The following is a 24898-nucleotide window of genomic DNA, read 5'->3' on the forward strand; positions in this document are numbered from 1 at the left end:
GGTGGCCTCAGCGCGCGACGGTGGCGGAAGCGGCCGACGTGGTGTCGGGCGTGGCACTCGCGACGGAGGTGCCGGCCGGCTTCGCGCCCAGGTCGACCGTGCGCACCTTGTCGCCCACCTTCACGCGCTGCGAGCCTTCCATGAGCACGCGGTCGCCCGCGGCCAGGCCGTCGATGACCTGCCAGCGCGTGCCGACGGCACGGCCGATGCGGATGGGGCGCTTCTGGACCTTGTCCTCGGCGTCGATCACCAGCGTGGAGGCGCTGCCGTCGGGCGCGCGCGTGACGGCTTGCTGCGGCACCAGCAGCGCGGCGTCGTTCACGCCTTCCTGCAGCACGGCGCGCACGTACATGCCGGGCATCAGCAGCTTGTCGGGGTTGGGCACCACGGCGCGCAGCGTGACGCTGCCGGTGCCGGCATCGACCGTCACGCCGCTGAAGGTGAGGCGGCCCGCGTGCGGGTAGGGGCTGCCGTCTTCCAGCAGCAGCTGGATGCGCGCCTCGGCCTCGCTGGCGCGCTGCAGCCGGCCGCTGGCCAGCTCGCGCTTCAGGCGCAGCAGTTCGCTGCTGGACTGCGTGACGTGCACGTGGATCGGGTCGAGCTGCTGCACGGTGGTCATGGCCGCCGCCTGGTTGGCTGTGACCAGCGCGCCCGGCGTGACGGTGGACAGCTCGGCCCAGCCGGTGATCGGCGAGGTGATGCGCGTGTAGCCCAGCTGGATGCGCGCGGTCTGCTCGGCGGCCCGGGCCACACCGAGGTCGGCCTCGGCCTGCTGCTCGGCGGCCTGGGTCTCGTCGAACACCTGGCGGCTGATGGCGTCGATCTTCACCAGCTCGGCATTGCGCTTGGCCACGGTGCGGGCCGTGGCCAGTGCCGACTCGGCCTTGCGCACGCTGGCCTGCGCGCTGGCGTGGGCCGCCTGCAGCGAGGCGGGGTCGAGCTGGTAGAGCACCTGGCCGGCCTTGACCTGCGAGCCTTCGGTGAAGAGCCGCTCCTTGAGGATGCCGCCGACCTGCGGGCGGATCTCGGCGATCACCGGGGCCGCGGTGCGACCGGGCAGCTCGGTGCTCAGGGCCAGCACCTCTGACTTGAGCGTGACGATGCCGACTTCTTTTGCCGGGGCGTTGGCCGCCTTGGCTGCGCCGGGGGCCTCCACATTGGTGCGTGAGCACCCCGCGAGGGCGGCGGCGATGCACAGGGCCGTGAGGAGCGGGGCGGAGCGGGAGGCAAAGTGGACGGGCATGGACGGGCAGAAGTAACGAAAGCCAAAGATGGAGCGGGCTCGCGCCGTCGAGTTCAATGCCGCGGCGCGGGGGCGGCGAACTTTACAGAGCGGAAACCGTGCCATGTCCCGAGGGGACTGGCGGGTGGCGTCGAGTGTGCGGCCCCACAGTTAAGCGGGTGTGAAGCGGGGCATTGCCCGCATGAAAAACCCGCCTGAAGCGCTCTCTATGGCTTCTTCTTCGCCTGCGCGACCAGGAAATCGACCAGCAGCGGCAGCGGGCCGACCTCGTTGTCGGTGCGGTAGAGGATGCCCAGCGGCGCGATGGGCGCGTTCATGCGCAGCGGCAGCTCGGCCACGGCCGAGCGGTCGAGCTGGTCGAGCACGGTGCGCGGCACCGGCACCACCACGTCGGGCTGCGAGAGCAGGGCGCGCACCAGCTGCGGCGTGAGCACCTGGATGGCATGCGGGCGCGGCACGATCCGTTCGGCGGCCCAGGCGGCCTCCATCACCTGGCGCACCGCGAAGTGCGCGGGCGGCAGCACCCAGCGCGAATCGGCGAGGTCGCGCAGCCGCAGGCGCTTGCGCTGCACGGCCGGGTGGCCGATGCCGGCGATGACCACCACCTCGTCGCTGCGCAGCGGCACGAAGCGGTGGGCGTCGGGCACGCGCGCCGGCTGGCGCAGCAGCACGGCGTCGAAGGCACCTGCGCGCAGGCCGATCGTGAGCCGTTCGATGTTGCCTTCCTCGATGAACAGGCGCAGCTTGGGGTGTTGGGCATGCAGCAGGTTCAGCGCGGGCTGCAGCACGCTGGCGATGGCCGCCTCGATGGCGCCGATGCGCAGCGCGCGCGTCTCCTGCGCGGCCAGCGCCGCGAGGCCGTCGCTGGCCACCTGCATGGCGTCGATCACCATGCGCGCGTGCAGCGCCAGCAGGCGTCCGGCCTCGGTGATGCGCATGCCGCGCGCGTGGCGCTCGAACAGCGGCGTGTCGAGCAGGCCCTCGACCTCCTGCAGCATCTGCGTGGCCGCCGGCTGGCTGATGTGGATCGCCTCGGCCGCGCGGCGCAGGTGCGAGTGCGCGGCCAGCGCGTCGATGAGCTTCAGGTGGCGCAGGCGCAGGCGCGCGAGCAGCCGCTCGTGCAGCACGGAGGAGGGCGTAGGTGTGTCGTCGGCCATCGATAGGCAATCATTATCAGTCGATGCAAAAGCGATTGGACGCCAATCGGTGGCCTTCCTACGCTCACGGGGTCGGGCGGCAGACAAGGGCGCATCGGCTGCCGGTCCGACGGGGCCGTGCGGACGAAGGGCTCCCGCCCGGCGGGTCCTTCCCTTCCTTGCTTTTCTGACAACACATCACCATGTCCCACCGATTCCGTCCGGCCACGCGCCTGTGCCTGCCCATCGTCCTTGCCGTCTCGTCCCTGTGCGCCTCGGCGCAGGAGGCGCCTGCTGCGGCTGCTGCCACATCGCCTGCGCCGGCCGCCGCCGTGCCGCTGTACCCGCTGATCGCCGAGCGCTCCAAGGCCATCGAGCAGAAGGTGATCGACTGGCGCCGCGACATCCACCAGCACCCCGAGCTGGGCAACCAGGAAAAGCGCACCGCCGCGCTGGTCGCGGCCCACCTGAAGACGCTGGGCTACGAGGTGCGCGAAGGCGTGGCCGTGACCGGCGTGGTCGCCACGCTGCGCGGCGGCAAGCCCGGCCCGGTGGTGGCGCTGCGCGCCGACATGGACGCGCTGCCCGTGAAGGAACAGGTCGACGTGCCCTTCGCCTCCAAGGCGCGTGCCCAGTGGGGCTTCGCGACGGTCGACGTGATGCACGCCTGCGGGCACGACGGCCACGTGGCGATCCTCATGGGCGTGGCCGAGGTGCTGGCCTCGATGAAGGCGCAGCTGCCCGGCACCGTGAAGCTGATCTTCCAGCCGGCCGAAGAAAAACTGCCCAATGCCGAGATCGGCGGCGCGCGCCGCATGCTGGCCGAAGGCGCCTTCGACGCGCCCAAGCCCGACGCGGTGTTCGGCCTGCACCTGGTCTCGGCGCTGAACACCGGGCAGATCGGCTACAAGAGCGGCCCCATCACCGCGAGCTCGGACACCTTCAAGGTCAGCGTGAAGGGTCGCCAGACGCACGGCTCGCAGCCCTGGAGCGGGGTCGACCCGATCGTGCTGGGCTCGCAGATCGTGCTGGGCTTCCAGACCATCGCGAGCCGCCAGGTCAACGTGACCAAGGAGCCCTCGGTGCTCAGCGTGGGCACCTTCAACGCGGGCACGCGCTACAACATCATTCCCGATTCTGTGGAGATGAGTGGCACGCTGCGCACCTACGACGACGAGATGCGTCAGTTCATCATCAAGCGCATGGGCGAGACCGCCTCGCACATCGCGCAAAGCGGCGGCGGCACGGCCGAGGTCCGTGTCGAGGCCGACGGCTACGCCCCCACCGTGAACGACCCGGCCCTGACCGCCAAGATGGTGCCCAGCCTGCAGCGCGTGCCCGGCGCCACGCCGATCGTGATCCCCAAGGGCACGGGCGGTGAAGACTTCTCGTTCTTCGCGCAGAAGGCGCCCGGCCTGTTCGTGATGATCGGCGCCACGCCGCCCGGCCGCGACGCGAACAAGGCCGAGCCCAACCACTCGCCGCGCTTCTTCGTCGACGAGGCCAGCCTGCTGGTGGGCGTGCGCACGCTGACGCAGCTCACGGTGGACTACATGGCGGGCGCGCAGCGCTGACCTGAGCGAATCGGCTGCTCCAGCGCATCCGACAACGGAAACAGGTGCTGCGCGATGAAGTCCACGAACACACGGATCCTGGGCGACAGCTGCCGGCTCGACGGCCACAGCACGTGGAAGATCATGTGTTCGCGGTTGTGGTCGTCCAGCACCGTGACCAGGCGGCCCTGTTCCAATTGCTGGCGCACGGCGATCTCCGGCACGCAGGCAATGCCCAGCCCCTGCTCGGCAAAGCAGACCTGCGGATCGAGCGTGTTGGTCACCATGCTGGCCGGCAGGTCGATGGCGGGCGCGCCGGCCGCAAGGCCCAACGGCCACACGTCCAGCTTGCCGGTGCTGGGAAAGCGATAGAGCAGGCAGGCGTGGCTTGCCAGGTCTTGCGGTTCGCGCGGCACGCCGGCCCGGCGAAAGTAGGCCGGCGCACCGACGATCACCTTGCGGCACGAGCCGATGCGGCGCGCCATCAACCGTGAATCGCTGGGCTCGCCGGTGCGGATGACCGCGTCGAAGCCTTCCTCGATGACGTCCACCAGCCGGTCGGCGTAGTCGATGTCCAGTTCGATGTCGGGGTAGAGCCGCTTGAACGCCGCCAGCTTGGGCATGAACAGCGTGCCCACCGACGGCAGGCTGATGCGCAGCTTGCCGCGCGGCGCGCTCTGTGTCTGCAGCAGTTCCGCTTCGGCCGATTCCACCTCGCAAAGGATGCGCCGGCAGCGCTCCAGGAACAGCGCGCCTTCCGGCGTCAGATGGACGGTGCGCGTGGAGCGATGGAACAGCCGCACGCCCAGCCGTTCTTCGAGCCGCACGATGGCCTTGCTGACGGCCGAGGCCGAGATGCCCAACTGCTGCCCCGCGGCCGTGAAGCTGCGCGTTTCGCCGGCGCGAACGAAGACGTTCAGCGAACCCAGGTTTTCCATCGGCAGATTTTGATTGATGACTTAGGAGTCATAGGTATTTGAAACTTTAGCCCATTTTTCATTGATGCATTCCCGCCCACACTGCGGTGAACGCCAACGCGGGCCACCCGGCCAACGCGGGCACAGACGATGGAAAACAACTGAATGACCACCACAACCGCCACCGTGGGCGAGCGCACTGAACGACTGCCCGTAGCCGCCTTGCTGGCCCTGTCGATGACCGGCTTCCTGGCACTGCTGACGGAAACGATGCCGGCCGGCATGCTCTTGCGCATCAGCCAGGACCTGGGCGTGTCGGAAGCGCTCGCGGGCCAGTTCGTGACCCTCTATGCCATCGGCTCGCTGGTTGCGGCCATCCCGCTGACGGCGGCCACGCTGGGCTGGCGGCGCCGACCGTTGCTGATCGCGGCGCAGGTCGCCGTGCTGGCCTTCAACACGCTCACGGCGCTGACGTCGAGCTATCCAGTCGCGCTGGTTGCGCGTTTCATGGCCGGCATGGCGGGCGGCCTGATCTGGGGAATGCTGGCCGGCTATGCGCGGCGCATGGTGCCCCAGCACCTCAAGGGGCGCGCGCTGGCAGTGGCCGGGCTGGGGGCACCGCTGGCGTTGTCGCTGGGCGTCCCGCTGGGGACGTTGATGGGCGCCACGCTGGGCTGGCGCACCGCGTTCGGTGGCATGTCGCTGCTCACGCTGGCGGTGATGGCCTGGGTCTTCCTGCAGGTGCCCGACTATCCGGGGCAGGCGGCCGAAAAGCGCACGCCGGTGCGCCGGATCTTCGTCACGCCCGGCGTGCGACCGGTGCTGGCCGTGCTTGCGCTGTGGGTGCTGGCGCACAGCATTCTCTACACCTACGTGATGCCGTTCCTGGCGCCGGCCGGCCTGTCCGATCGGGTCGATGCGGTGCTGCTGGTCTTCGGCGTGGCATCGCTGGCCGGCATCTGGATCAGCGGGCTGCTCATCGACCGCATGCTGCGCTCGCTGGTGCTGCTCGCCCTCGCGGGCTTTGCGCTGGCGTCGCTGGCCCTGGGCGTCGCCGGCACGCAGCCGGTGGTGGTCTATGTCGCGGTGGCCGCGTGGGGGCTGACCTTCGGCGGCTCCGGGGCCTTGCTGCAGACCGCGTCGGCCGAAGCGGCCGGCCCCGGCGCGGACGTGGCGCAATCCATCCTCGTCACGGTGTGGAACATCGCCATTGCGGGCGGCGGCATCGTCGGTGGCGTGTTGCTGGAGACATCGGGCGTCGGCGCTTTTCCATGGGCATTGCTGGTGCTGCTGATTCCCGGCCTTCTGATTGCCTGGGCATCGCGTGCGCACGGGTTTCCCGCGAAGCCACACCGGTCGTCCAACTGATTCCGAAGGGCGAGGAGCATTTCGCGCGCAACGGGCGGGGCCCGCGAGAAAGGCAGGGGCTCGCTCAGAGCCAGTTGCCGCCCTGCGGCATCTGGATCTGCTCGGCCGGGTCGCCGCCCGTCACGAACGAGCCGATGACGATGCTCAGCAGCGAAACGAAGATGCTCGCGAACAGCGCGGTCCAGAAGCCCGACACCTTGAAGCCCTTCACCAGCGCCGCCACCAGAAGGATCATCAGCGCGTTGATGACCAGCAGGAACAGGCCGAAGGTCAGCAGCGTCAGCGGCAGGGTCAGGAAGATCAGCAGCGGCTTGACGATGGCGTTGGCCAGCCCGAGCAGCAGCGCCGACACGATCAGCGCCGAGGTGCTGTCGAACTTGAGTCCCTTGAAGAGATGGCTGGCGACCCACAGCGAGATGCCGGTGATGGCCCAGTGGACGAGGAAAGGGGTGATGTTGTTCAGCATGGCGTGCGGTGTGTGTCGGCAGCCCGCATGGTAAACGGGGCGTCGCGGCGGACCGCTGCGCGGGGCGGGCGGATTTTCTGCGGTTACTTCCCGAAACCATGGCCGACAGGCCGTTAAGATCGCGAACTTCCGGCGCCTGCGCAGGCGCCTGTCTCCATCTTTCTCTGGTTTGGCCGAATCCACCACGGTCATGCATCCATGGCGAATGCGTCGATCGCAAGCGTGACACCCGCTCCGGCGTCGGCCGACGAGGCCGAGTCGTGGGTGCGCGGGGAACTCATCCGCAGCCTGATGCGCTCGGCGCGCGGCTCCTACCTCGTCTCGGCGGCGCTCATGCCCGCCATGGTCGGCCTGAGCTGGGGCCACGTGCCCCGCTGGGAGCTGCTGACCTGGCTGGCCGCCGGCATCATCGCCACCGCCTGCCGGGCCTGGGGCGCGCGCGTGTACGCCGTGCGCTATGCCGGGCGCAGCGCCGTCGCGCAGCAGCAGTTCACCGACCGCTACGGCTTCGTGTGGAGCACCAGCGCGGTGGTCTGGGGCTGCTCGGTGCTGCTGTTCTTCGAGCGCACGCCGCAGGTCAACCAGTTCATGAGCTGGCTCATCGTGGCCGGCGTGGGCACCTTCCCGCTCAACGGGTTGGCGCTGCACCCGCCGCTGCTCAAGCGCTACGTCAACACGCTGTTCATCACCATGCTCGGCGCGGTGCTGGTGCGCCTCGTGGCCGTCACCATGCAGCACCCGCATTTCCAGTACGGCTACCTCATGCCGCTGCTGCCGGCGCTGCACTGGTTCCTGCTGCTGCGCGCCGGCCGCAACATCCACGAGACCGCGCGCAACAGCCTGGAGCTGCTGTTCCACAACCACATCCTGATCAAGTCGCTCACGCAGCAGCGGCAGGCGGCGGTGTCGGCCGTGGCCATGAAGAACCGCTTCCTGGCCAGCGCTGCGCACGACATGCGCCAGCCCGTGCTGGCGCTGTCGCTGTACGCCGACTGGCTGCGCAACGAGCCCGAGCTGGTGCTCGAACTGGCGCCGAAGATCGTGCGCGCCACCCACGCGGTGAACGCGCTGTTCGACTCCATGTTCGACCTCGCGCGCATCGACGCGGGCCAGGTGCGCCTGCACATCGAGCGCGTCGACGTGGCCGAACTGCTGCACGACCTGGAGCTGCAGTACCGCCCCGTGGCCGAGAGCCGGGGGCTGGACTTCCGGGTGCACGTGACCGAGGGCTCGTTCCTCACCGACCCGATCCGCGTGCGCCGCATGATCGGCAACCTGCTGGCCAATGCCATCAAGTACACGACCGAAGGCGGCGTGCTGCTGGCCGCGCGCCAGACCCGCGAGGGCATGCGCGTGGAGGTGTGGGACACCGGCATCGGCATCGCGCCCGAGCACCTGCGCGACGTGTTCCTGGAGTTCTACAAGGTCGCCGACCATGCCGGCACCTCCGACGGCTTCGGCCTCGGCCTGGCCATCGTGGCACGGCTGTCGCACGTGCTGGGGCACCCGGTCAGCGTGCGTTCGCGCCTGGGCAGCGGCAGCGTGTTCCGCGTGGCGCTGCACGATGCCGACGAAGCGGTGGCGCAGGCGCGGGTGAGTGCGTCGGGCGGCTAAGCGGCGCTCGATTACACAGGTGCCGCAACGACGCGGCGAGCGCGCGAATGCGTCGCCGGCTCTGCTATCTTCCCTGTCAATACACAAGGGAGGATCGGGCGGATATGGCTATTCAGTTCAAACACGCGTTGGGCGTTGCGGCGCTCGCATTGCTGACCGCATGCGGTGGCGGAGGTGGCGGCGCTGGAGGGCCTGTCTTCGGCCTGCCCTTGCCAAATTCGGGCACGGGCGGGTCTTCCGGCCCCTCGGAGCCGGAGACACCAGCACCCGTCGGGGATGAACCGCCGCAAGCCCGCGTGGCAAAACCCGTCGATACGACCCTGGGGCTGGTCCTCAAGCTCGACGGCCGCACGAGCCAGGCGGCACAAGGGCGTTCGCTGCGCTACGTGTGGGTGCTGCAGTCCAAGCCCTTGAATAGCAAGGCGGTGCTCATGGGCGCCGACAGTGCAACCCCTTCTTTCCTCCCGGACATTCCCGGCGAGTTCGTCGTTCGCCTGGTGGTGAACGATGGGGCGAAGGACAGCGAGGCGGCCTACCTGACGGTCACGCCCACCGCGCCGGCGGCGACGGGGCCACATCTCAAGTTCGCGTTGATCGAGACGCTTGCCGCGCCGGACAACGGAAACAGGTACATCCCCGATGCGAGCTGCGGCGGCTATCGGCCCGACACGCACTTCAAGGATTTCTGGCCGACAACACTCGATGCACGGGATTGCTTCGCGATCAATTCCCCGCTCGAACTCGAGGGGCGTTCGATGGGTTCCGGTTCGGCAGGAAGTATGGATTTCCTGGTCCGCCGAATGGGTGAGACCGTCGTCGTGAACCCCGGAACCCTGCCGGCTGACACGCCGGCCACACCGGTCAGTGCGGCCTATGAAGTGGCGGCAAATCCCGGGGCATTGGCGCGGACCCCGATCGGCAAGAGCAACGGGTTCTCCTTCCGTTACAGCCTGCAAGGGGCCCGGATGATCTACTGGCCAGATGATCCGCGCGTTGCCATCCAGCGGCCCAAGGCGCGATACCGCATTGCCGGAACGGTGGTTCCGGCCAACGCGCCTCTTGGGTGGGAGGTGACGGGGCAGACCTCGGTTCGCATCGAGGTCACGTTGATCACCGATCGGGACAGTCCGTACGTCAAGGTCCCCGTCTATTCAAAGACCTTCGAGACGGAGTTTTCCGAGAACGTCGAGCTCGACCTCAATGCGGCGGTCTATCAAGTGGTTCCGAACACGCAGGGGATCTACACCGTCGAGGTCGTGCATCAGCTCGTGTACCGGCGAAAGCCCTCCTGAGCGGATGAACGGAGGCGCCTGCAGGGGGCGCCTCCATGAAAAAACCGCGCACGAGGCGCGGTTCCTGATCAAGCCAGCTCTGGTTCAGGCTCAGCCCGACAGCAGCCCATTCGTTCTTGCATAGTGCAAGGCCTGCGTACGGCTCTTCACGCCCAGACGGCGGAACAGGCGCCACAGGTGCACCTTCACCGTGTGTTCGCTGATCTCCAGGTCGGTGGCGATGTCGCGGTTGCTCATGCCCTTGTCGAGCATGGCGATCAGCTGGGTCTGGCGCTTGGAGAGCTTGCCGCTGTTGGCGGCCGGCATCTCCTCGGTGTCGTCTTCCGACCCGGCCATCAGCAGGCCGCGCAGGGCGGCTGCCAGTTCGTTGGAGCTGGCCGACTTCTCGATGTAGGTGTCGGCGCCGGCCTCGATGCAGGCGTCTTCCATGTCGGCGGCCGGGGCTGCCGAATACACGGCGATCGGCACGTTCGGATAGACCTGCTTGACCGCGATCACGCCCGAGACGCCATTGGTGTCCGGCAGCTTCAGGTCCAGGCAGAAGAGAGTGGGCGCGCCACGCTGCTGGACCGAACTGGCGAGCTTGTCGAGCCGCTCGAGCTCGACGATGTTCTCGGCGGGGCGCAGGCGACGCAGGACCATCACGATCGCGTCGCGCATCAGGGGGTGGTCGTCGATGACATAAATGCTCATGTTTTCTTCCTTTGTGATCGCACCGTCTTCTCTCTTGTCACACCCGCCGGCGGATGGCCCGCGGGTTGTTGCCGGATCAATGTCCCTGGGTGGTGGACGTTGCCTCCGCCAGTGCCTCCAGCGCCTCGGTGGCGGCGCGAGCCTGTTGCACGTCGACCGGTTCGAGCTGCGCGGCCAATGCCGTGAGCGCCGCGCCGCGTTGCGCCTGCAAGTCGGCGATGGTACGGCCGGCTTCCTGCGGTGACGCGAATCCACGGCTTTGCAAAAGGGTTTCGCCGCGCGCATCGAGCAGCTTGAAATAGAACAGGCCGTCGGCCTTCTCGCGGTATTGCTTGAAGCTGGGCTTTGCCACTTTGGCGGCCTTGGCATCGGCGCCGTCGCGGCCCGCCGCGAGGTTGCGCAGGCCGACCGCGTGGCGCAGCGAGGTCATGAAGGGGCGCGACAGCTTGCGCGCCTTCTCGGCGCCCAGCAGCAGGATGCGCTCGATCTCGGCCGGGTCGTTCATGAGCGCCTCGTAGCGCGCGCGCAGCGGCGCCACTTCGCGGTCGATGCGCTCGAACAGCACCTGCTTGGCGTCGCCCCAGGCGATGCCGTCGGCGTACGCCTTGCGCAGTGCTTCGGTTTCTTCGGCGCTGGCAAACGCCTGGTAGATCTGGAACAGGGCCGAGCCCTCGGTGTCCTTGGGCTCGCCGGGCGCGCGCGAGTCGGTGACGATGCTGGCGATCTGCTTTTGCAGCTGCGCGCGCGGCGCGAACAGCGGGATCGTGTTGTTGTAGCTCTTGCTCATCTTGCGGCCGTCGAGGCCGGGCAAGGTGGCGACCGCATCGTCGATCTCGGCGTCGGGCAGCGTGAAGTGCTCGCCGTACTGGTGGTTGAAGCGCTGCGCCATGTCGCGCGCCATCTCGATGTGCTGCACCTGGTCGCGGCCCACGGGCACCTTGTGGGCGTTGAACATCAGGATGTCGGCGCCCATCAGCACGGGGTACATGAACAGGCCCGCCGTCACATCGGCGTCGGGCTCCTCGCCCTTGGCGATGTTCTTGTCGAGCTGGGCCTTGTAGGCATGCGCGCGGTTGAGCACGCCCTTGCCGGTGACGCAGGTCAGGAACCAGGTGAGCTCGGTGATCTCGGCGATGTCCGACTGGCGATAGAAGGTGACGCGTTCGGGATCGAGCCCGCAGGCCAGCCAGCTGGCCGCGATCTCGAGCGTGGAGCGCTGGATGAGCGCCGGCTCCTGTACCTTGATGAGCGCGTGGTAGTCGGCCAGGAAGAAGTAGCTCTCGACGCCGGCCGCGACGCTCTGGCGCACCGAGTGGCGGATGGAGCCGACGTAGTTGCCGAGGTGGGGCGTGCCCGACGGCGTGATGCCGGTCAGGACGCGCAGGGGAGCTGGAGAAGACGAAGCCATGTGACGGAAGGAGAAACTTAGAGCAGCATTGCCTTGAGCGGCGTGATGAGCAGGTTGACCACGAAGTAGCCGGCATCCATCAGCGGGCGCAGCCAGTAGTTGCTGACGATGCCGGCGAGCACCAGCGCCATCACGATGAAGAAGCCGTAGGGCTCGATGCGCGCCAGGAAATTCTGCGCCGGGCCGCTGGGCAGCAGGCCGGCCAGCACGCGGCCGCCGTCGAGCGGGGGCAGCGGGAACAGGTTGAAGGCCCACATCACGAGGTTGACCAGCACGCCGCCCTGGCACATCTTGATGAAAAAGGTTTCACTGACGCCGGCCGCGACGATCACGATGAGCAGCACGGCCCACAGGATGGCCTGGATGAAGTTGGAGGCCGGGCCCGCGAGCGCGACCCACACCATGTCGCGCTTGGGATGGCGCAGGCGGTTGAAGTTGACCGGCACCGGCTTGGCATAGCCGAACAGGAAGGCGCCCGAGGTCGCGAAGTACAGCATCAGCGGCATCAGGATGGTCCCGATGGGGTCGATGTGCTTCATGGGGTTGAGCGTCACGCGGCCCATCATGGCGGCGGTGTTGTCCCCGAAGTGGCGCGCCACGTAGCCATGCGCCGCTTCGTGCACGGTGATCGCGAAGATCACCGGCAGTGCGTAAATCAGGACCGTCTGTATCAGATTGGAAATATCCACTGCGCGATTGTGTCAGAGAGGAAAGAGGCGGCCGAGCCGTTCGTCAGAGGCCAAGCACCGCGAGCGCACCGCGGCCCTGGCGCACCACGACCGGGTCGTCGCCCGTGCCCATGGGCGTGAGGTCGACCACGGTGGTCGGCTGCGACGGGCAGGCGCCGGCGTCGATGACGGCGCCGATCTGCTTCTCGAAGCGCTCGCGGATTTCCTGCGCGTCGTTCAGCGCCTCGGTCTCGCCGGGGGCGATGAGGGTGGTGGCCAGCAGCGGCGCGCCGTGCAGCTCCAGCAGCTCCAGCAGCACCTTGTGGTCGGGCACGCGCAGGCCGATGGTCTTGCGTTGCGGATGGCTCACGCGGCGCGGTACTTCCTTGGTGGCTTCGAGCAGGAAGGTGTAGGGCCCGGGCGTGGCGGCCTTGAGCAGGCGGTACTGCTTGTTGTCGACACGCGCGTAGTTGGCCAGCTCGCTCAGGTCGCGGCACAGCAGCGTGAGGTGGTGCTTGTCGTCGACCTGGCGGATGCGGCGCAGCTGGTCGACCGCGTCCTTGTCGTCCAGGTGGCAGGCCAGCGCGTAGCTGGAGTCGGTGGGCACGGCCACGACCTCGCCGCGCGCGAGCAGTGCCACGGCCTGCTTCAGCAGGCGCTGCTGGGGGTTCTCGGGATGGACTTCGAAGTACTGGGCCATGGTGAATTGCTCCTGATCAGGATTCCGCCGGTTCGATCGGCACGCGCCGCTCGCGCACGGTGAGCCACGCGCCGGCGGCGCCGCACACGGCGATCATCGCCATGCCGATCAGCGAGAAGCGGTCGGGCACGTGGGAAAAGATGAGCCAGCCGCCCAGCATCGCGAAGGCGATCTGCGCGTACAGGTACGGGGTGAGGGTGGAGGCCGGCGCGCGCTGGTAGGCCAGGATCAGCATGAAGTGTCCCACCGTGCCCATGAAACCCATGAGGCACAGCAGCGCCCACCATTCCCACGAGGGCAGGGCGGTCCAGGCGAAGGGCACGGCCACCGAGGCCAGCAGCGTGCCGACCCAGCCGGTGTAGAAGTGCATGGTCAGCGGGTTCTCGGTCTGCGCGAGCTTGCTGGTGAGCACCTGGAACCAGGCGTTGGTCAGCACCAGCCCCAGCGGCAGCAGCACGGCCCAGCTGAAGCTGCCGCCGCCCGGGCGCAGGATGACCAGCGTGCCGATGAAGCCGCCGGCCACCAGCGCCCAGCGCAGCGGCGACACCTGCTCCTTGAGCGTGGTGGCGGCCAGCAGCGTGATCACCAGCGGCGCGATCAGCACGATCGACGTGAACTCGGCCAGCGGCATGTAGCGCAGGCTCAAAAAGGCAAAGAGGCTCGAGCCCAGCAGCAGCGCCCCGCGCAGCGCCTGGTAGCGCGGGTGCTGCGTGCGCAGCAGGGCCGTGCCGCGCAGCGGCAAGAGCACCAGCGTGGTGGCCACGGCCTGGAAGGCATAGCGGAACCACACGCCCATGAGGATCGGCACGGCGAGCGTCGAATACTTGGTGGCGGTGTCGAGCGTGGCGAAGCAGGCCACCGCCAGGATGACCAGCCCGATGCCTGCCAGGATGCGTTCGGATTCGGTGCGGCGGCGGGTTTGCGCTGCGGCGCGTGCCTGGGCGAGCGCGGCGGTGGCCGCGCTGTCGATGCCGGGCCCGGGGCTCTGGCTCACTGCTGGATGCGGTGGCCGAGCAGTTCCCACACCGGCGTGAGGCTGCCGGGCAACGGTGGCAGCTTGCCGAGATCGCAGTGGCTCTCGTCGGGGCTGTGGAAATCGCTGCCGCGCGAGGCGGCGAAATCGAACTCGAGCGCCTTGTCGGCGTACTCGACGAACTCGGCCGGCGTGTGGCTGCCCGTGACGACCTCGATCGCCTGGCCGCCGTGCGCCTTGAATTCGAGGAACAGCGCGTACTCCTCGTTGGCCGTGAACTTGTAGCGGCCCGGGTGCGCGATCACGGCCATGCCCTTGGCGGCGGTGATCCAGTGCACGGCGTCCTTCAGCGAGGCCCAGCGGTGCGGCACGTAGCCGGGCTTGCCTTCGGTGAGGAACTTGCGGAACACCTCGGGGGTGTCGCGGCAGTGGCCCTGCTCGACCAGGAAGCGCGCGAAGTGCGTGCGCGAAATCAGTTCGGGGTTGCCGACGAACTTGAGCGCGCCTTCGTAGGCGCCGTGGATGCCGACCTTGGCCAGCCCCTCGGACATTTCCTGCGCGCGCTTGCCGCGCCCGCCGCGCGTGTCGTACAGGCCCTGCGACATGGCGGCGTCGTCGGGGTCGAAGCCCAGGCCGACGATGTGCACGGTTTCGTTCGCGAAGGTCACCGAGATCTCGGTGCCGGTGAGGTAGCGCATGCCGTTTTCGCGCGCGGCCGCGGCGGCGCGGTGCTGGCCGCCGACTTCGTCGTGGTCGGTGAGGGCCCAGAGCTCGACCCCGTTGGCGGCGGCGCGGGCGGCCAGCGCTTCGGGCGTCAATGTGCCGTCGGAGACCACGGAGTGGCAGTGAAGATCGGCATTGAGAGTAGAAGACACCGGCCGATTCTAGGCGCTCTCGCCGGCCGACACCGGCGTGTGGATGCTTCCGTCTGCTACTAGATAAATAGCATTAACCTCATCGCCCAAGCGGCTTGGCGCGTGCCGTCCCGCGGGGCGGCCCGTGGCCGCTCAGGCGCGCAGGCCGTGCCTGACGAGGTCGGCGGCGCGCTCGGCGATCATGATGATCGGCGCGTTCGTGTTGCCCGACACCAGCCGTGGCATCACCGAGCCGTCCACCACGCGAAGCCCCTGCAGCCCATGGACCCGCAGGCGGGCATCGACCACCGCGGCGGTGTCGCCGGCGGGGCCCATGGCGCAGGTACCCACAGGGTGGAAGATGCTGCCGCCGCGGCGGCGAACCCAGTCCAGCAGCTGCGCGTCGCTGGCCAGCGCGGGCCCGGGCTCGTGCTCCTGCGCCAGGTAGCGCGCCAGCGGCGGCGCGGCGGCGATCTCGCGCATCTTGCGCACCAGCCGCACGGCCAGCGCGCGGTCGGCTTCGTGCGACAGGTAGCGCGGCTGGATCGACGGCGCCGCCAGCGGATCGGCCGAGCGCAGCATGATCTCGCCGCGGCTGTGCGGGCGCAGCAGGCAGGCCGACAGCGTCACGCCCGGGAAGGGGTGCGGCGGCTGGTGCGGCCGCTCGAAGCTCACCAGCCCGAAGTGGATCTGTGCATCGGGCCACCCCGCGGCCTCGTCGCCCGCCGCAAAGAAGGCGCCGGCGCGGTAGACGCCGCCGTTCAGCGCGCCGCCGCGCGTCAGCAGGTAGCGCATGAACTCGCGCGCGCTGCGCCAGCGGCTGTGGGCGATGTCGTTGAGCGTCTCGATGCCGTGGCAGCGGTAGCTGGGCCGCACCTGCAGGTGGTCCTGCAGGTTGCGCCCCACGCCCTCGAGCGGCGCCACCACCGGCAGGCCCAGGCGGCCCAGCAGCCCGGCCGGCCCCACGCCCGAGAGCTGCAGCAGCTGCGGCGACTGGATGGCGCCGGCGCTGAGGATCACCTCGTGCCGCGCCGAGACGCGTTCGACCTTGCCGTCGCGCACGCAGTCCACGCCGACGGCGCGCCGCCCCTCGAAGCACACGCGGGTCGCCTGCGCGCCCGACAGCACGCGCAGGTTGGGCCGGCCCCGCGCCGGCGCCAGGAAGGCCCGCCCGGTGTCCATGCGCCGGCCGTGGCGCGTCGTCATCCGGAAGTAGCCGGCGCCGCTGTTGTCGCCGCCGTTGAAGTCGGCCGTGGGCGCGATGCCGGCATGCGCCGCCGCGGCGATGAAGGCATCCGACAACGCATCGCGTGGCAGCGCGGACACCCACAGCGGCCCGTCGGCCGCGGGCTGCGACCGGTCGAAGTAGGGGCGCACGCTGTCCCAGTCCCAGCCCGGGTTGCCCAGGGCGGCCCATTGGTCGTAGTCGGCGCGGTGCCCGCGCAGGTACAGCATGCCGTTGATGAGGCTGGAGCCGCCCGGCCCCCGCCCGCGCGGCCAGGGCAGGCGGCGCTGCGCCATGTCGGGCTCGGGGTCGGTTTCGAAGCGCCAGTCGTGCCGGGGGTGGCCGACCGTCTTGAAGTAGCCGATGGGAATGCGCAGCCACGGGTTGTGCGAGGGCTGTCCCGCCTCGACCAGCACCACCTGCAGCGCGGGGTCTTCGCTCAGGCGGGCGGCCAGCACGCAGCCCGCCGAGCCGCCGCCGACGATCACGATGTCTGCCTGCATCGCGAGCGCTCAGTCGGCCTTGATGCCGGCGCCGCGGCCCAGGCGCAGCCACTTGTCCGACTCGGCCGCCAGCACGGTGCGAAAGCGCGCCGGCGTCATCGGCTCCGGCTCGAGCGCCAGCGTGGCCAGGCGCTCGCGCACCTCGGGCGCGGCCAGCGCCTTGGCGAGCGCATCACTGAGCCGCTCGACGATCTCGCGCGGCGTGCCGCTGCGCACCGTCATGCCGTCGAAGGAGCGCAGCTCGAAGCCCGCGTAGCCCTGCTCGATCATCGTGGGCACGGCGGGCAGGGCCGGCAGGCGTTGCGCGCCGGTCACCGCCAGGGCGCGCAGCTTGCCGGCCTGGATGTGGGGCAGCGCCGCCGACGCGGTCAGGAACATGGTGTCCAGGCGCCCGGCCAGCAGGTCGCCCACCGCCATCGGGAACTGGTTGTACGGCACGTGCGTGAGCTGGCTGCCGGTCTGCTGGGCGAACAGCGCGCCGGCCAGGTGCGCCGGCGTGCCGTTGCCGCCGGAGCCGAAGCTCAGCGTGCCCGGCCGGGCCTTGGCCGCGGCCTCCAGCTCGCGCGGCGAGCTCAGCGCCGAGGCGGCGGGCGCCACCAGCACGTTGTAGCTCCAGGCCGTCATGCCGACCGGTTCCAGGCTCTTGAGCAGGTCGAGCGACTGGCCCGGGAACAGCAGCGGCGCCACCAGCGAGGCCGACGACAGCATGTAGACCGTGTAGCCGTCGGCCGGCTGGCGCAGCACCTCGCCCAGGCCCACGGTGCCGGCCGCGCCCGGCCGGTTCTCGACGAACACGGTCTGGCCCAGCCCGCCCGCCATGCGCTCGGCCACCACGCGGCCCGCCACGTCCGCCGGCGTGCCGGGCGCCCACGGCACGATCAGGCGCACGGGCCTGGACGGGTACGCCTGGGCCGCGGCGCCGGCGGGCAGCAGGCCGGCCAGCAGGGCGGCGGCCATGAGGGCGGCGCAAAGGGATCGCTTCGTCGGTTCGGTCATCGCGGGTCTCCGGGGTGCCAGGGCGGTGGGCGGATTCTGGGCAGGCCGGGGGAGGGCGACAAATGAGAAATCCGAGCGTACTCATACCGTTGCCGATATAAATGGCCATGGCCTCCTTCCTGGAACGAAACCTCACGCTGCGCCAGCTGCGGCTGCTCAGCCAACTGGGCCGCACGCTCAGCCTGAGCAAGTCGGCCGAGCTGCTCAACACCACCCAGCCCGCGCTGTCGCGCACGTTGGCCCAGCTCGAGGCCACGCTGCAGGTGCGCCTGTTCGAGCGCACCACCAAGCGCATCGCGCCCACGGCGGCGGGACTGAGCATGGTCCGGCACGCCGACCGCGTGCTGGGCGAGCTGATGCTGGCCGAGGAGTCGCTGCGCGACCTGCGCGTGGGCGTGAGCGGCGAGCTGCGCCTGGGCGTGCTGCCCGTGTTCTCGGCGCAGCGGCTCGCGGCCGCGCTGCTGCAGGCCTCGCAGATGGTGCCCCACGTGCGCCCGATGGTGCAGACGCTGGAGATCGAGGACCTGCACGGCGCGCTGCAGGACGGTCGCATCGACCTCATGCTCGCGCACGCGGAGTGGACGGTCGACCTCAACCGCGTCGAGGTCACGCCGCTGTACGAGGAGTTCAGCAGCATCGTGGCGGCGCCGCGGCACCGGCTGGCGCTCAAGCGCGCGCCGACCTGGGCCGAGGCCGCCAACGAGCGCTGGGTGCTGCCGCCGCACCGCACGCCGCTGCGGCCCAAGCTGGACCGCATGCTGTCGGTGCACCGCCGCCCGGGCGGGCCGCATCCGGCCGACATCCAGGCCGACTCGGCCCCGCTCGCGCTGCACCTCGTGCGCAGCTCGGGCCTGCTGTGGGCCACCGCCAACCACTACGCCGAAGACTTCGAGCGGCGCGGGCTCGTGCGCCGCATCGCCATGCCGGGCGAACTGCTGCGCGGCCCCATGTGCGCCTTCCGCCTGCGCAGCGAGGCGATGAACACGCCCACGCGCGTCTTCCTGCAATGCATGCAGGACGCGGCCGCCGCGCCGCTGCCGTCGGACTGACCGGGCGGGCGGGCGCTGTGGCGCCTCAGCGCTTCTTGCGAAAGGCCGTCCAGGCGGCCACGGCGGTGAAGCTGGCGACGATCGCCACCACGATCCAGAACCCGTGCCTGTGCTCCGCCAGCGGGATGCCGCCCACGTTCATGCCGAACAGGCCGGCCAGGATGTTGATCGGCAGCGCCAGCACCGTGACCACCGTCAGCACGAACAGGCTGCGGTTGTTGTCCTCGTTGACGTTGGCGGCGATTTCTTCCTGCAGCAGCTTGATGCGCTCCTGCAGCGCCTGCATGTCGCGCAGCACCACCGAGAACTCCTCGGTCGAGCCGCGCAGCTCCTGCACGTCGGGCTCGGCCATCCAGGCCGGCGGGCCCTGCAGCAGGCGGAACAGCGCGGCCGGCTCGGGCGCCAGCAGCCGCTGCAGCCGCACCAGCAGCCGGCGCAGCACGCCCAGCCGTGCGCGCTTGTGGTCCAGACGCCCGGCCAGCAGCTCGTCCTCGATGCGGTCGATGCGCGAGGTGACGCCGCGCACGATCTTCACCAGCACGTCGGCCTGCGCGCGCAGCAGGTGCTCGAGCAGCTCGGTGCTCGAGCGCGGTGCCTCGCCCGCCTTCACGGCCGTGCGCAGCGCGTCGACCGAACGCAGCGGCTTGGTGCGCGCCGTGACCACCAGGCGCGGGCCGACGCTGATCCACAGGGTCGAAATGTCCGAGGGCTCGAAGCTGAACTCGAAGTGCACGTCGTTGATGACCGCGATCAGCGAGTCGTCGGCGCGCTCGATGCGCGTGGAGGGCAGGCCTTCGTGCAGCGTCTCGTAGAAGGTGTCCGACAGCGCCGCGTGCCGCGTCAGCCAGCGTTCGGCGTGCGCATGGCTCAGGTTGAAGTGCAGCCACACGTAGGCGTTGCTGTCGCCGAGCTGGCCGGCGTCCGCCAGCCACGCGGCGGCCTGCGCCGAATCGATCGCCCGCGCGGGTTCCGGCGCCGCGGCGTCGAACAGGTAGCCGCAGATCAGCCCGGCTTCGTCGCCGCCATAGGACTGCGCGGCGAGGTCATGAAATACCGACAAGGTGCGTGGTCAGAAAAGACATGTGAACAGGCAGACGCCCGTTTGGCGGGCTGCCAGCGTGCCCCGGATGGTGTTCGTGCCATGTGACAACGGCGTGTCGGCTTACAGAAAACAGCCGCAAAACCGTCACGCCGCCGTCATGCGGCGGGTGCAGCATGCTTTTTGTCTACCCGCCACTCTTGCCCCCTTTCATCATGCTGACGAGCGCACTTCCCGACCACGAAGACCTGATGCAACGCATCGCCCGCGACCTGATCGACAGCTACGACGAAGAACTCGAACTGGAGATCGAAGACCGCAACCTCGACGGGCTCGACCCCGGCTCGGCCGCGTCTTCCGCGTCCGACAAGGCGGCGCGCCAGGCCTATTTCAAGGAACTCTTTCGCCTGCAGGGCGAACTGGTCAAGCTGCAGGACTGGGTGCAGCACAGCAAGCAGAAGGTGGTCATTCTTTTCGAAGGCCGCGACGCGGCAGGCAAGGGCGGTGTCATCAAGCGCATCACCCAGCGCCTGAATCCGCGCGTGGCCCGCGTGGCCGCGCTGCCCGCGCCCAACGACCGTGAACGCACGCAGTGGTACTTCCAGCGCTACGTGGCGCACCTGCCGGCGGCCGGCGAGATGGTGCTGTTCGACCGCAGCTGGTACAACCGCGCCGGCGTCGAGCGCGTGATGGGCTTTTGCAGCGACGACGAGTACGAGGAGTTCTTCCGCACCGTTCCCGAGTTCGAGAAGATGCTCGTGCGCTCGGGCATCAAGGTCATCAAGTACTGGTTCTCCATCACCGACGACGAGCAGCACATGCGCTTCCTGGGCCGCATCCACGACCCGCTCAAGCAGTGGAAGCTCAGCCCCATGGACCTCGAGAGCCGCCGCCGCTGGGAGGAATACACCAAGGCGAAAGAGATCATGCTGGAGCGCACCCACATCCCCGAGGCGCCGTGGTGGGTGGTGCAGGCCGTCGACAAGAAGAAGGCGCGCCTGAACTGCATCAGCCATCTGCTGGGCCAGTTGCCCTACCAGGAGGTGGCGCATGCGCCGGTCGAGCTGCCGGCGCGCGAGCGGCATGACGACTACCTGCGCCAGCCGGTGCCCGCCAGCATGATCGTCCCGGAAATCTACTGAAGGCTTCGCGGCCGTTTGGCCGCCCGGCGCTTTGCCTGCACACTGCGCCATGGCCCGTCGCTCCACCGCTTCTTTCTTCGCCCGCGCCTATGAGCGCAACCTGAAGGCGCTCACCAAGCTCACGCTGAGCAACGGCAAGCGCGTGGCCGGCCAGGTGCAACGCGCGACCGCCAAGCGGCTCAAGCCGCCGCCCGGCAAGGGCGACTGGATCAGCGGCATGGCGATGGGCGCGGGCGGGGCGCGCGGCTATCACCTGTTCCGTCCGGCCGACCTGGTGCTGCAGCCCGGCGAGAAGCTGCCGCTCATGGTCATGCTGCACGGCTGCGGCCAGACCGGTCGCGACTTCGCGGCCAGCACGCGCATGAATGCGCTCGCGGTGCGCCAGCGCTTTCTCGTGCTCTACCCCGAGCAGGACCGCATCGCCCATCCGCAGGGCTGCTGGAACTGGTACGAGCGCCGCTCCGGCAAGGCCGACGCCGAGGCCGCCACGCTGATGGCCGCCGTCGACCAGGCCTGCATGCTGTACCCCGTCGACCGCGACCGCGTGGCCGTGGCCGGCCTGTCGGCGGGCGCGAGCATGGCGGCGCTGCTGGCCACGCGCTACCCGAACCGCTTTCGCGCCGTGGTCATGCACTCGGGCGTGGCGCCCGGCGCCGCGAAGTCGTCGGCCACCGCGCTCGGCGCCATGCGCGGACAGCACGTGCCGCCGATGCCCGTCACCGCGGTCGGCAAGGCCATGGGCGCGGCGGCCGTCTTCACGACGCTGCCGCCGATGCTGGTGCTGCACGGCGACGCCGACGCCGTGGTGGCGCCCAGCAATGCCATGAGCAGCGCGGCCGTCTGGGCCACCGCCGTGGGCGCGCACGCCGGCATGGCGCGCGACCTGCAACGCGGCCAGCGCCGCGCCATGCGCGTGACCGACTTCAAGCGCCAGGGCCGCACCCTGGTCACGCTGTGCGAGATCGCGGGGCTCGGCCACTCGTGGAGCGGCGGGTCGCGGGGGCAGCTGTTCAGCGACCCGCTCGGGCCCGACGCCACGCGCATGACCTGGGCCTTTGCGTCCGCGCAGTTCGACAAGCGCTGAACGCGCGGCGCCCTGCGCGCATGACCTCGCAGGTCATTGCCGCGATGCCGGCCGGTGCCGACAGTGGGGGCCATGCCCTCGTCGAACCCTGCCGTTCCTGCCTCGTCGATCACGTCCGCCGCACCGGGCCCGCTGGGCCTGTGGGTCATGCTCAGCGGCACCTTCCTGGTGGTGCTCGATTTCTTCATCGTCAACGTCGCGCTGCCATCGATGCAGCACGACCTGCAGGCCAGCGCGGGCACGCTGCAGCTGGTGGTGGCGGGCTACGGCCTGGCCACTGCCGCGGGCCTGGTCACGGGCGGGCGGCTGGGCGACCTGTTCGGCCGGCGCCGCATGTTCATGCTCGGCCTGCTGCTGTTCACGCTCGCCTCGGCCGCCTGCGGCGTGGCGCCGAACGCCGGGCTGCTCGTGGCCGCGCGCCTGCTGCAGGGCCTGGCCGGCGCGCTGCTGCAGCCGCAGGTGCTCGCGATGATCGGCCTGGCCTACGCGGGCGAAGACCGGACGCGCGCCTTCGCGGCCTACGGCCTCACGCTGGGCCTGGCGGCCACGCTGGGGCAGCTGGTGGGTGGCGCGCTGATCCATGCCGACCTCGCGGGGCTCGGCTGGCGCAGCTGCTTTCTCATCAACGTGCCCATCGGCCTGTTGGCGCTGGTGCTCGCGCCGCGCGTGGTGCCGCCGCTGGCGCAGGGCCGCGGCGACAGCCGGCTCGACCTCGCCGGCATGGCGCTGGTCGCGGCCGGTTCGGTGGCCGTGGTGCTGCCGCTGGTCGAAGGGCGCCAGCAGGGCTGGCCGTTGTGGAGCTGGCTGTGCCTGACCGCCGCCGTGCCGCTGTGGGGCCTCTTCGCCGGGCAGCAGCGCGGCCTCGCGGCACGCGGCGGTGCGCCGCTGGTGGCGCCGGTGCTGCTCGCCAACCGCCGCTTCGTGACCGGGCTGTTCACCACGCTGGCCTTCTATGCGGGCAACGCCTCGTTCTACTTCGTGCTCGCGCTGTACCTGCAGCAGGGGATGGGGCTGGGTGCGCTCCACTCGGGCATCGTTTTCACGGCGCTGGCCGTGGGCTTCTTCGCGACCTCGATGGCCGGCGCCCGCATCGCCCGCCGCTTCGGCGGCACGCCACCGATCGCGCTCGGCGCCCTCGTGCTCGCGGCGGGGCATGCGTTGCAGTGCGCCAACGTGGCCGGCTGGCCGGGGCACACGCATGTCGTGGCGTGGATGGTGCCGCTGCTGTTCGTGCAGGGCGCGGGGCTCGGCATGGTGATGGCGCCGCTGGTGTCCACCGTGCTGGCCGGCCTGCCGCCGCAGCACGCGGGCGTGGCCTCGGGCGTGTTGTCGATGGTGCAGCAGGCGGGCAATGCGCTGGGGGTGGCGTTGGTCGGGATCCTGTTCTATGGGCAACTGGGGCACGGCGCCGACGCCGCAGGCCATGCGAGCGCGCTCGGCGTCGCGCTGCTCTACCTGATGGGCACGGCCTTGCTGGTGGCCGTGCTGCATCGCACAGGCGTGCGACAGCGTCAGGTGGCGGCAGGCGGGGGCAAACCGGACAGTGCCGAGGCCACGCGCTGACAGGCGACGATGAGGTCGCGAACGATGCGTTCGTCGATGTTCATGTCGCCTTCGTATTCACCGAGGTTGCGAATCTCGTGCCCCTTGGCCAGCACGCGCCAGACTTCCGGCCCCAGCGCCAGGGTGTGTGGCAGCACCTGGAAGACGATGAAGCGGTTGCCCGATCGATAGCCGTGCCATCGCAGCGCCGCGAGGCACAAGGCGTGCGCCGCGTTGTAGGCCAGGTCGAAGCGGCTTTCCAGCGAGAGCTGGGTGACCTGCGCATCGGCCAGGCGCGCCAGCCCGGAGCGAAGCAAGCCCGCGAATTCGCGCGCATCGGGTGCTTCGGCCGTCAGCGGTTTCGTCGGGCCGCACAGGTTGTCAAGCGGGGAGGGCATGCGCGTCGCCGATCACCCAGAGCTTGGGCTGTGCCATGACGCGCGTGACGAAAGATTCGCCGTCCTTGAGCTTTCGCATCAGTTCTTTCCTCGTGAACAGGGTCGGGTTCACTGTACGGCCGAGGCGCGCCGAGACGGCGTCGAGGGCGAGAAAGAGGTCCGAATAGGCAAGTTCTTCACTGATCAGCAGCAGGTCGATGTCGCTGGCAGCGGTGTCACTCTTCTTGGCCACCGAGCCGAAGACGAAGGCCGCTTCGATCTTGTCGGCCACGGGCGCCAGTGCATCGCGCAACGGGCCCGCGAGCCCGAAGGTCTTGCGCACGATGCTGCACAGCTCCTCGAAGATCGGTGCGTCCGCGTTCGCGCGGTAGTGTTTCTGGTTGCCGACACGCGACGTCGTGAGCAGCCCGCTGTCGGTCAGCTGCTGGAGTTCTCGCTGCACTGCGCCCGAGCCCGCACCGGTAAGCTTGATCAATTCACTGGAAAAGAAGCTCCGGTCCGGCTGCCCGAAGAGACAGCCCAGCACGCGTTGCTGCGTGGTCGTGAACAAGGCGTCCGCCAGGCTGGCGAACTTCTCGACAACCGGTGCCGGTGATTTCAATTTACCCATTTTGGGTATGTTAATGCCCAAAATGGGTTTCTCCAACCCTACAGGAATGCCATGGCCGATGACCTGCAATCGCTGACCCAGGCCTTGCGCGACTTCGCACAGGCCCGCGACTGGGAGCAATTTCACTCCCCCAAGAACCTCGCCGCCGCGCTGTCGGTCGAAGCGGCCGAGCTGCTCGAACATTTCCAATGGCTCACCGAAGCGCAAAGCCGGGCGCTGCCCGCAGACGAGCGCGCGCAGATCGGCACCGAGATCGCGGACGTCCTGCTCTATCTGCTGCAGCTGGCCGACAAGCTCGGCATCGATCCGGTCGAGGCAGCGAAGCGAAAGATGCTCGCCAACGCCGTGAAGTACCCGGCCCCGCCACCCGCCTGAGTACCTCCGTGTACGCCACCCGGCGTATTTCCCCTTTGTGGTGCGTTCCG

Annotated in this window: 24 protein-coding genes; 9 read left to right on the plus strand and 15 right to left on the minus strand. The window is 69.5% G+C overall.

Features of this window, described 5'->3' with window-relative positions; all coding sequences use genetic code 11:
* Window positions 1-7: 7 nt before the first annotated feature.
* A complete protein-coding gene (locus tag AC07YS_RS05915) occupies window positions 8-1243 on the minus strand; it encodes an efflux RND transporter periplasmic adaptor subunit (protein ID WP_495267307.1) in 1236 nt (411 codons plus the stop codon).
* 206 nt (window positions 1244-1449) lie between these two features.
* Window positions 1450-2400 (minus strand): LysR substrate-binding domain-containing protein, encoded by a 951-nt coding sequence (locus tag AC07YS_RS05920; RefSeq protein WP_495267306.1) that lies wholly within the window; start codon window positions 2398-2400, stop codon window positions 1450-1452.
* A gap of 182 nt (window positions 2401-2582) precedes the next feature.
* Here AC07YS_RS05920 and AC07YS_RS05925 point away from each other — a divergent pair, with 182 nt between their 5' ends.
* Window positions 2583-3953 carry an amidohydrolase gene (locus AC07YS_RS05925; protein WP_495267305.1) on the plus strand — a complete coding sequence of 457 codons (1371 nt, stop codon included), beginning with the start codon at window positions 2583-2585 and terminating at the stop codon, window positions 3951-3953.
* Here the strand turns inward: AC07YS_RS05925 and AC07YS_RS05930 are convergent.
* Window positions 3929-4870 (minus strand): LysR family transcriptional regulator, encoded by a 942-nt coding sequence (locus AC07YS_RS05930; RefSeq protein WP_095946654.1) that lies wholly within the window; start codon window positions 4868-4870, stop codon window positions 3929-3931. The genes AC07YS_RS05925 and AC07YS_RS05930 overlap by 25 nt on opposite strands.
* Window positions 4871-5014: 144 nt before the next feature.
* Here AC07YS_RS05930 and AC07YS_RS05935 point away from each other — a divergent pair, with 144 nt between their 5' ends.
* Window positions 5015-6217, plus strand: a complete 1203-nt coding sequence (locus tag AC07YS_RS05935) for an MFS transporter (protein ID WP_495267304.1) — start codon at window positions 5015-5017, stop codon at window positions 6215-6217.
* 64 nt (window positions 6218-6281) lie between these two features.
* Here the strand turns inward: AC07YS_RS05935 and AC07YS_RS05940 are convergent, their stop codons facing one another.
* Window positions 6282-6683, minus strand: coding sequence for a phage holin family protein (locus AC07YS_RS05940; RefSeq protein ID WP_062482043.1), 402 nt, complete (start codon window positions 6681-6683; stop codon window positions 6282-6284).
* Window positions 6684-6881: 198 nt separating this feature from the next.
* Here AC07YS_RS05940 and shkS point away from each other — a divergent pair, with 198 nt between their 5' ends.
* Both shkS and AC07YS_RS05950 read left to right on the plus strand, forming a co-directional pair.
* The gene (gene shkS / locus AC07YS_RS05945; RefSeq protein ID WP_070061585.1) at window positions 6882-8297 is read left to right on the plus strand and encodes a surface-behavior sensor histidine kinase ShkS; all 1416 of its coding nucleotides are present in this window, start codon (window positions 6882-6884) and stop codon (window positions 8295-8297) included.
* 104 nt (window positions 8298-8401) lie between these two features.
* Window positions 8402-9589, plus strand: coding sequence for a hypothetical protein (locus AC07YS_RS05950; RefSeq protein ID WP_495267303.1), 1188 nt, complete (start codon window positions 8402-8404; stop codon window positions 9587-9589).
* A gap of 90 nt (window positions 9590-9679) precedes the next feature.
* Here AC07YS_RS05950 and AC07YS_RS05955 read toward each other — a convergent pair whose 3' ends face one another.
* From AC07YS_RS05955 to AC07YS_RS05990, 8 genes are all read right to left on the minus strand, one after another.
* Entirely contained in the window at window positions 9680-10282 is a 603-nt protein-coding gene (locus AC07YS_RS05955; protein WP_056578680.1) for a LuxR C-terminal-related transcriptional regulator, read from the minus strand.
* Between the two features lie 76 nt (window positions 10283-10358).
* A complete protein-coding gene (locus AC07YS_RS05960) occupies window positions 10359-11690 on the minus strand; it encodes a tryptophan--tRNA ligase (RefSeq protein ID WP_495267302.1) in 1332 nt (443 codons plus the stop codon).
* 17 nt (window positions 11691-11707) lie between these two features.
* The gene (locus AC07YS_RS05965; protein WP_062482125.1) at window positions 11708-12379 is read right to left on the minus strand and encodes a site-2 protease family protein; all 672 of its coding nucleotides are present in this window, start codon (window positions 12377-12379) and stop codon (window positions 11708-11710) included.
* A 43-nt stretch (window positions 12380-12422) separates the two neighbouring features.
* A complete protein-coding gene (locus AC07YS_RS05970) occupies window positions 12423-13058 on the minus strand; it encodes an L-threonylcarbamoyladenylate synthase (RefSeq protein ID WP_095744107.1) in 636 nt (211 codons plus the stop codon).
* Window positions 13059-13074: 16 nt separating this feature from the next.
* Window positions 13075-14052, minus strand: coding sequence for a DMT family transporter (locus AC07YS_RS05975; RefSeq protein ID WP_369631791.1), 978 nt, complete (start codon window positions 14050-14052; stop codon window positions 13075-13077).
* A complete protein-coding gene (locus tag AC07YS_RS05980) occupies window positions 14049-14906 on the minus strand; it encodes a 3',5'-nucleoside bisphosphate phosphatase (RefSeq protein ID WP_062482136.1) in 858 nt (285 codons plus the stop codon). The genes AC07YS_RS05975 and AC07YS_RS05980 overlap by 4 nt, the downstream gene beginning before the upstream one ends.
* Window positions 14907-15038: 132 nt before the next feature.
* Window positions 15039-16613, minus strand: a complete 1575-nt coding sequence (locus AC07YS_RS05985) for a GMC family oxidoreductase (RefSeq protein WP_495267301.1) — start codon at window positions 16611-16613, stop codon at window positions 15039-15041.
* A gap of 9 nt (window positions 16614-16622) precedes the next feature.
* Entirely contained in the window at window positions 16623-17609 is a 987-nt protein-coding gene (locus tag AC07YS_RS05990) for a Bug family tripartite tricarboxylate transporter substrate binding protein (protein WP_495267300.1), read from the minus strand.
* Between the two features lie 107 nt (window positions 17610-17716).
* Here AC07YS_RS05990 and AC07YS_RS05995 point away from each other — a divergent pair, with 107 nt between their 5' ends.
* Window positions 17717-18658, plus strand: coding sequence for a LysR family transcriptional regulator (locus AC07YS_RS05995; protein WP_495267299.1), 942 nt, complete (start codon window positions 17717-17719; stop codon window positions 18656-18658).
* Window positions 18659-18683: 25 nt separating this feature from the next.
* Here AC07YS_RS05995 and AC07YS_RS06000 read toward each other — a convergent pair whose 3' ends face one another.
* Window positions 18684-19718, minus strand: coding sequence for a transporter (locus AC07YS_RS06000; RefSeq protein ID WP_495267298.1), 1035 nt, complete (start codon window positions 19716-19718; stop codon window positions 18684-18686).
* Between the two features lie 194 nt (window positions 19719-19912).
* Here AC07YS_RS06000 and ppk2 point away from each other — a divergent pair, with 194 nt between their 5' ends.
* The 3 genes from ppk2 (at window position 19913) to AC07YS_RS06015 (ending at window position 23486) form a co-directional block, all read left to right on the plus strand.
* The gene (gene ppk2 / locus AC07YS_RS06005; protein WP_495267297.1) at window positions 19913-20839 is read left to right on the plus strand and encodes a polyphosphate kinase 2; all 927 of its coding nucleotides are present in this window, start codon (window positions 19913-19915) and stop codon (window positions 20837-20839) included.
* Between the two features lie 49 nt (window positions 20840-20888).
* Window positions 20889-21923, plus strand: a complete 1035-nt coding sequence (locus tag AC07YS_RS06010; RefSeq protein ID WP_070061595.1) for an extracellular catalytic domain type 1 short-chain-length polyhydroxyalkanoate depolymerase — start codon at window positions 20889-20891, stop codon at window positions 21921-21923.
* Between the two features lie 72 nt (window positions 21924-21995).
* Entirely contained in the window at window positions 21996-23486 is a 1491-nt protein-coding gene (locus AC07YS_RS06015; RefSeq protein WP_495267296.1) for an MFS transporter, read from the plus strand.
* Here the strand turns inward: AC07YS_RS06015 and AC07YS_RS06020 are convergent.
* Both AC07YS_RS06020 and AC07YS_RS06025 read right to left on the minus strand, forming a co-directional pair.
* A complete protein-coding gene (locus tag AC07YS_RS06020; protein WP_495267295.1) occupies window positions 23435-23863 on the minus strand; it encodes a hypothetical protein in 429 nt (142 codons plus the stop codon). The two genes, AC07YS_RS06015 and AC07YS_RS06020, sit on opposite strands and share 52 nt — an antisense overlap.
* Window positions 23847-24542, minus strand: a complete 696-nt coding sequence (locus tag AC07YS_RS06025; protein ID WP_495267294.1) for a nucleotidyltransferase domain-containing protein — start codon at window positions 24540-24542, stop codon at window positions 23847-23849. The genes AC07YS_RS06020 and AC07YS_RS06025 overlap by 17 nt, the downstream gene beginning before the upstream one ends.
* On the opposite strand from AC07YS_RS06025, the gene AC07YS_RS06030 reads away from it, so the two are divergent.
* The gene (locus tag AC07YS_RS06030) at window positions 24525-24848 is read left to right on the plus strand and encodes a nucleotide pyrophosphohydrolase (RefSeq protein ID WP_495267293.1); all 324 of its coding nucleotides are present in this window, start codon (window positions 24525-24527) and stop codon (window positions 24846-24848) included. The two genes, AC07YS_RS06025 and AC07YS_RS06030, sit on opposite strands and share 18 nt — an antisense overlap.
* The last annotated feature ends 50 nt before the right edge of the window (window positions 24849-24898 follow it).

The organism is Variovorax sp. GW458-11-26-14-LB1 (assembly GCF_059423965.1).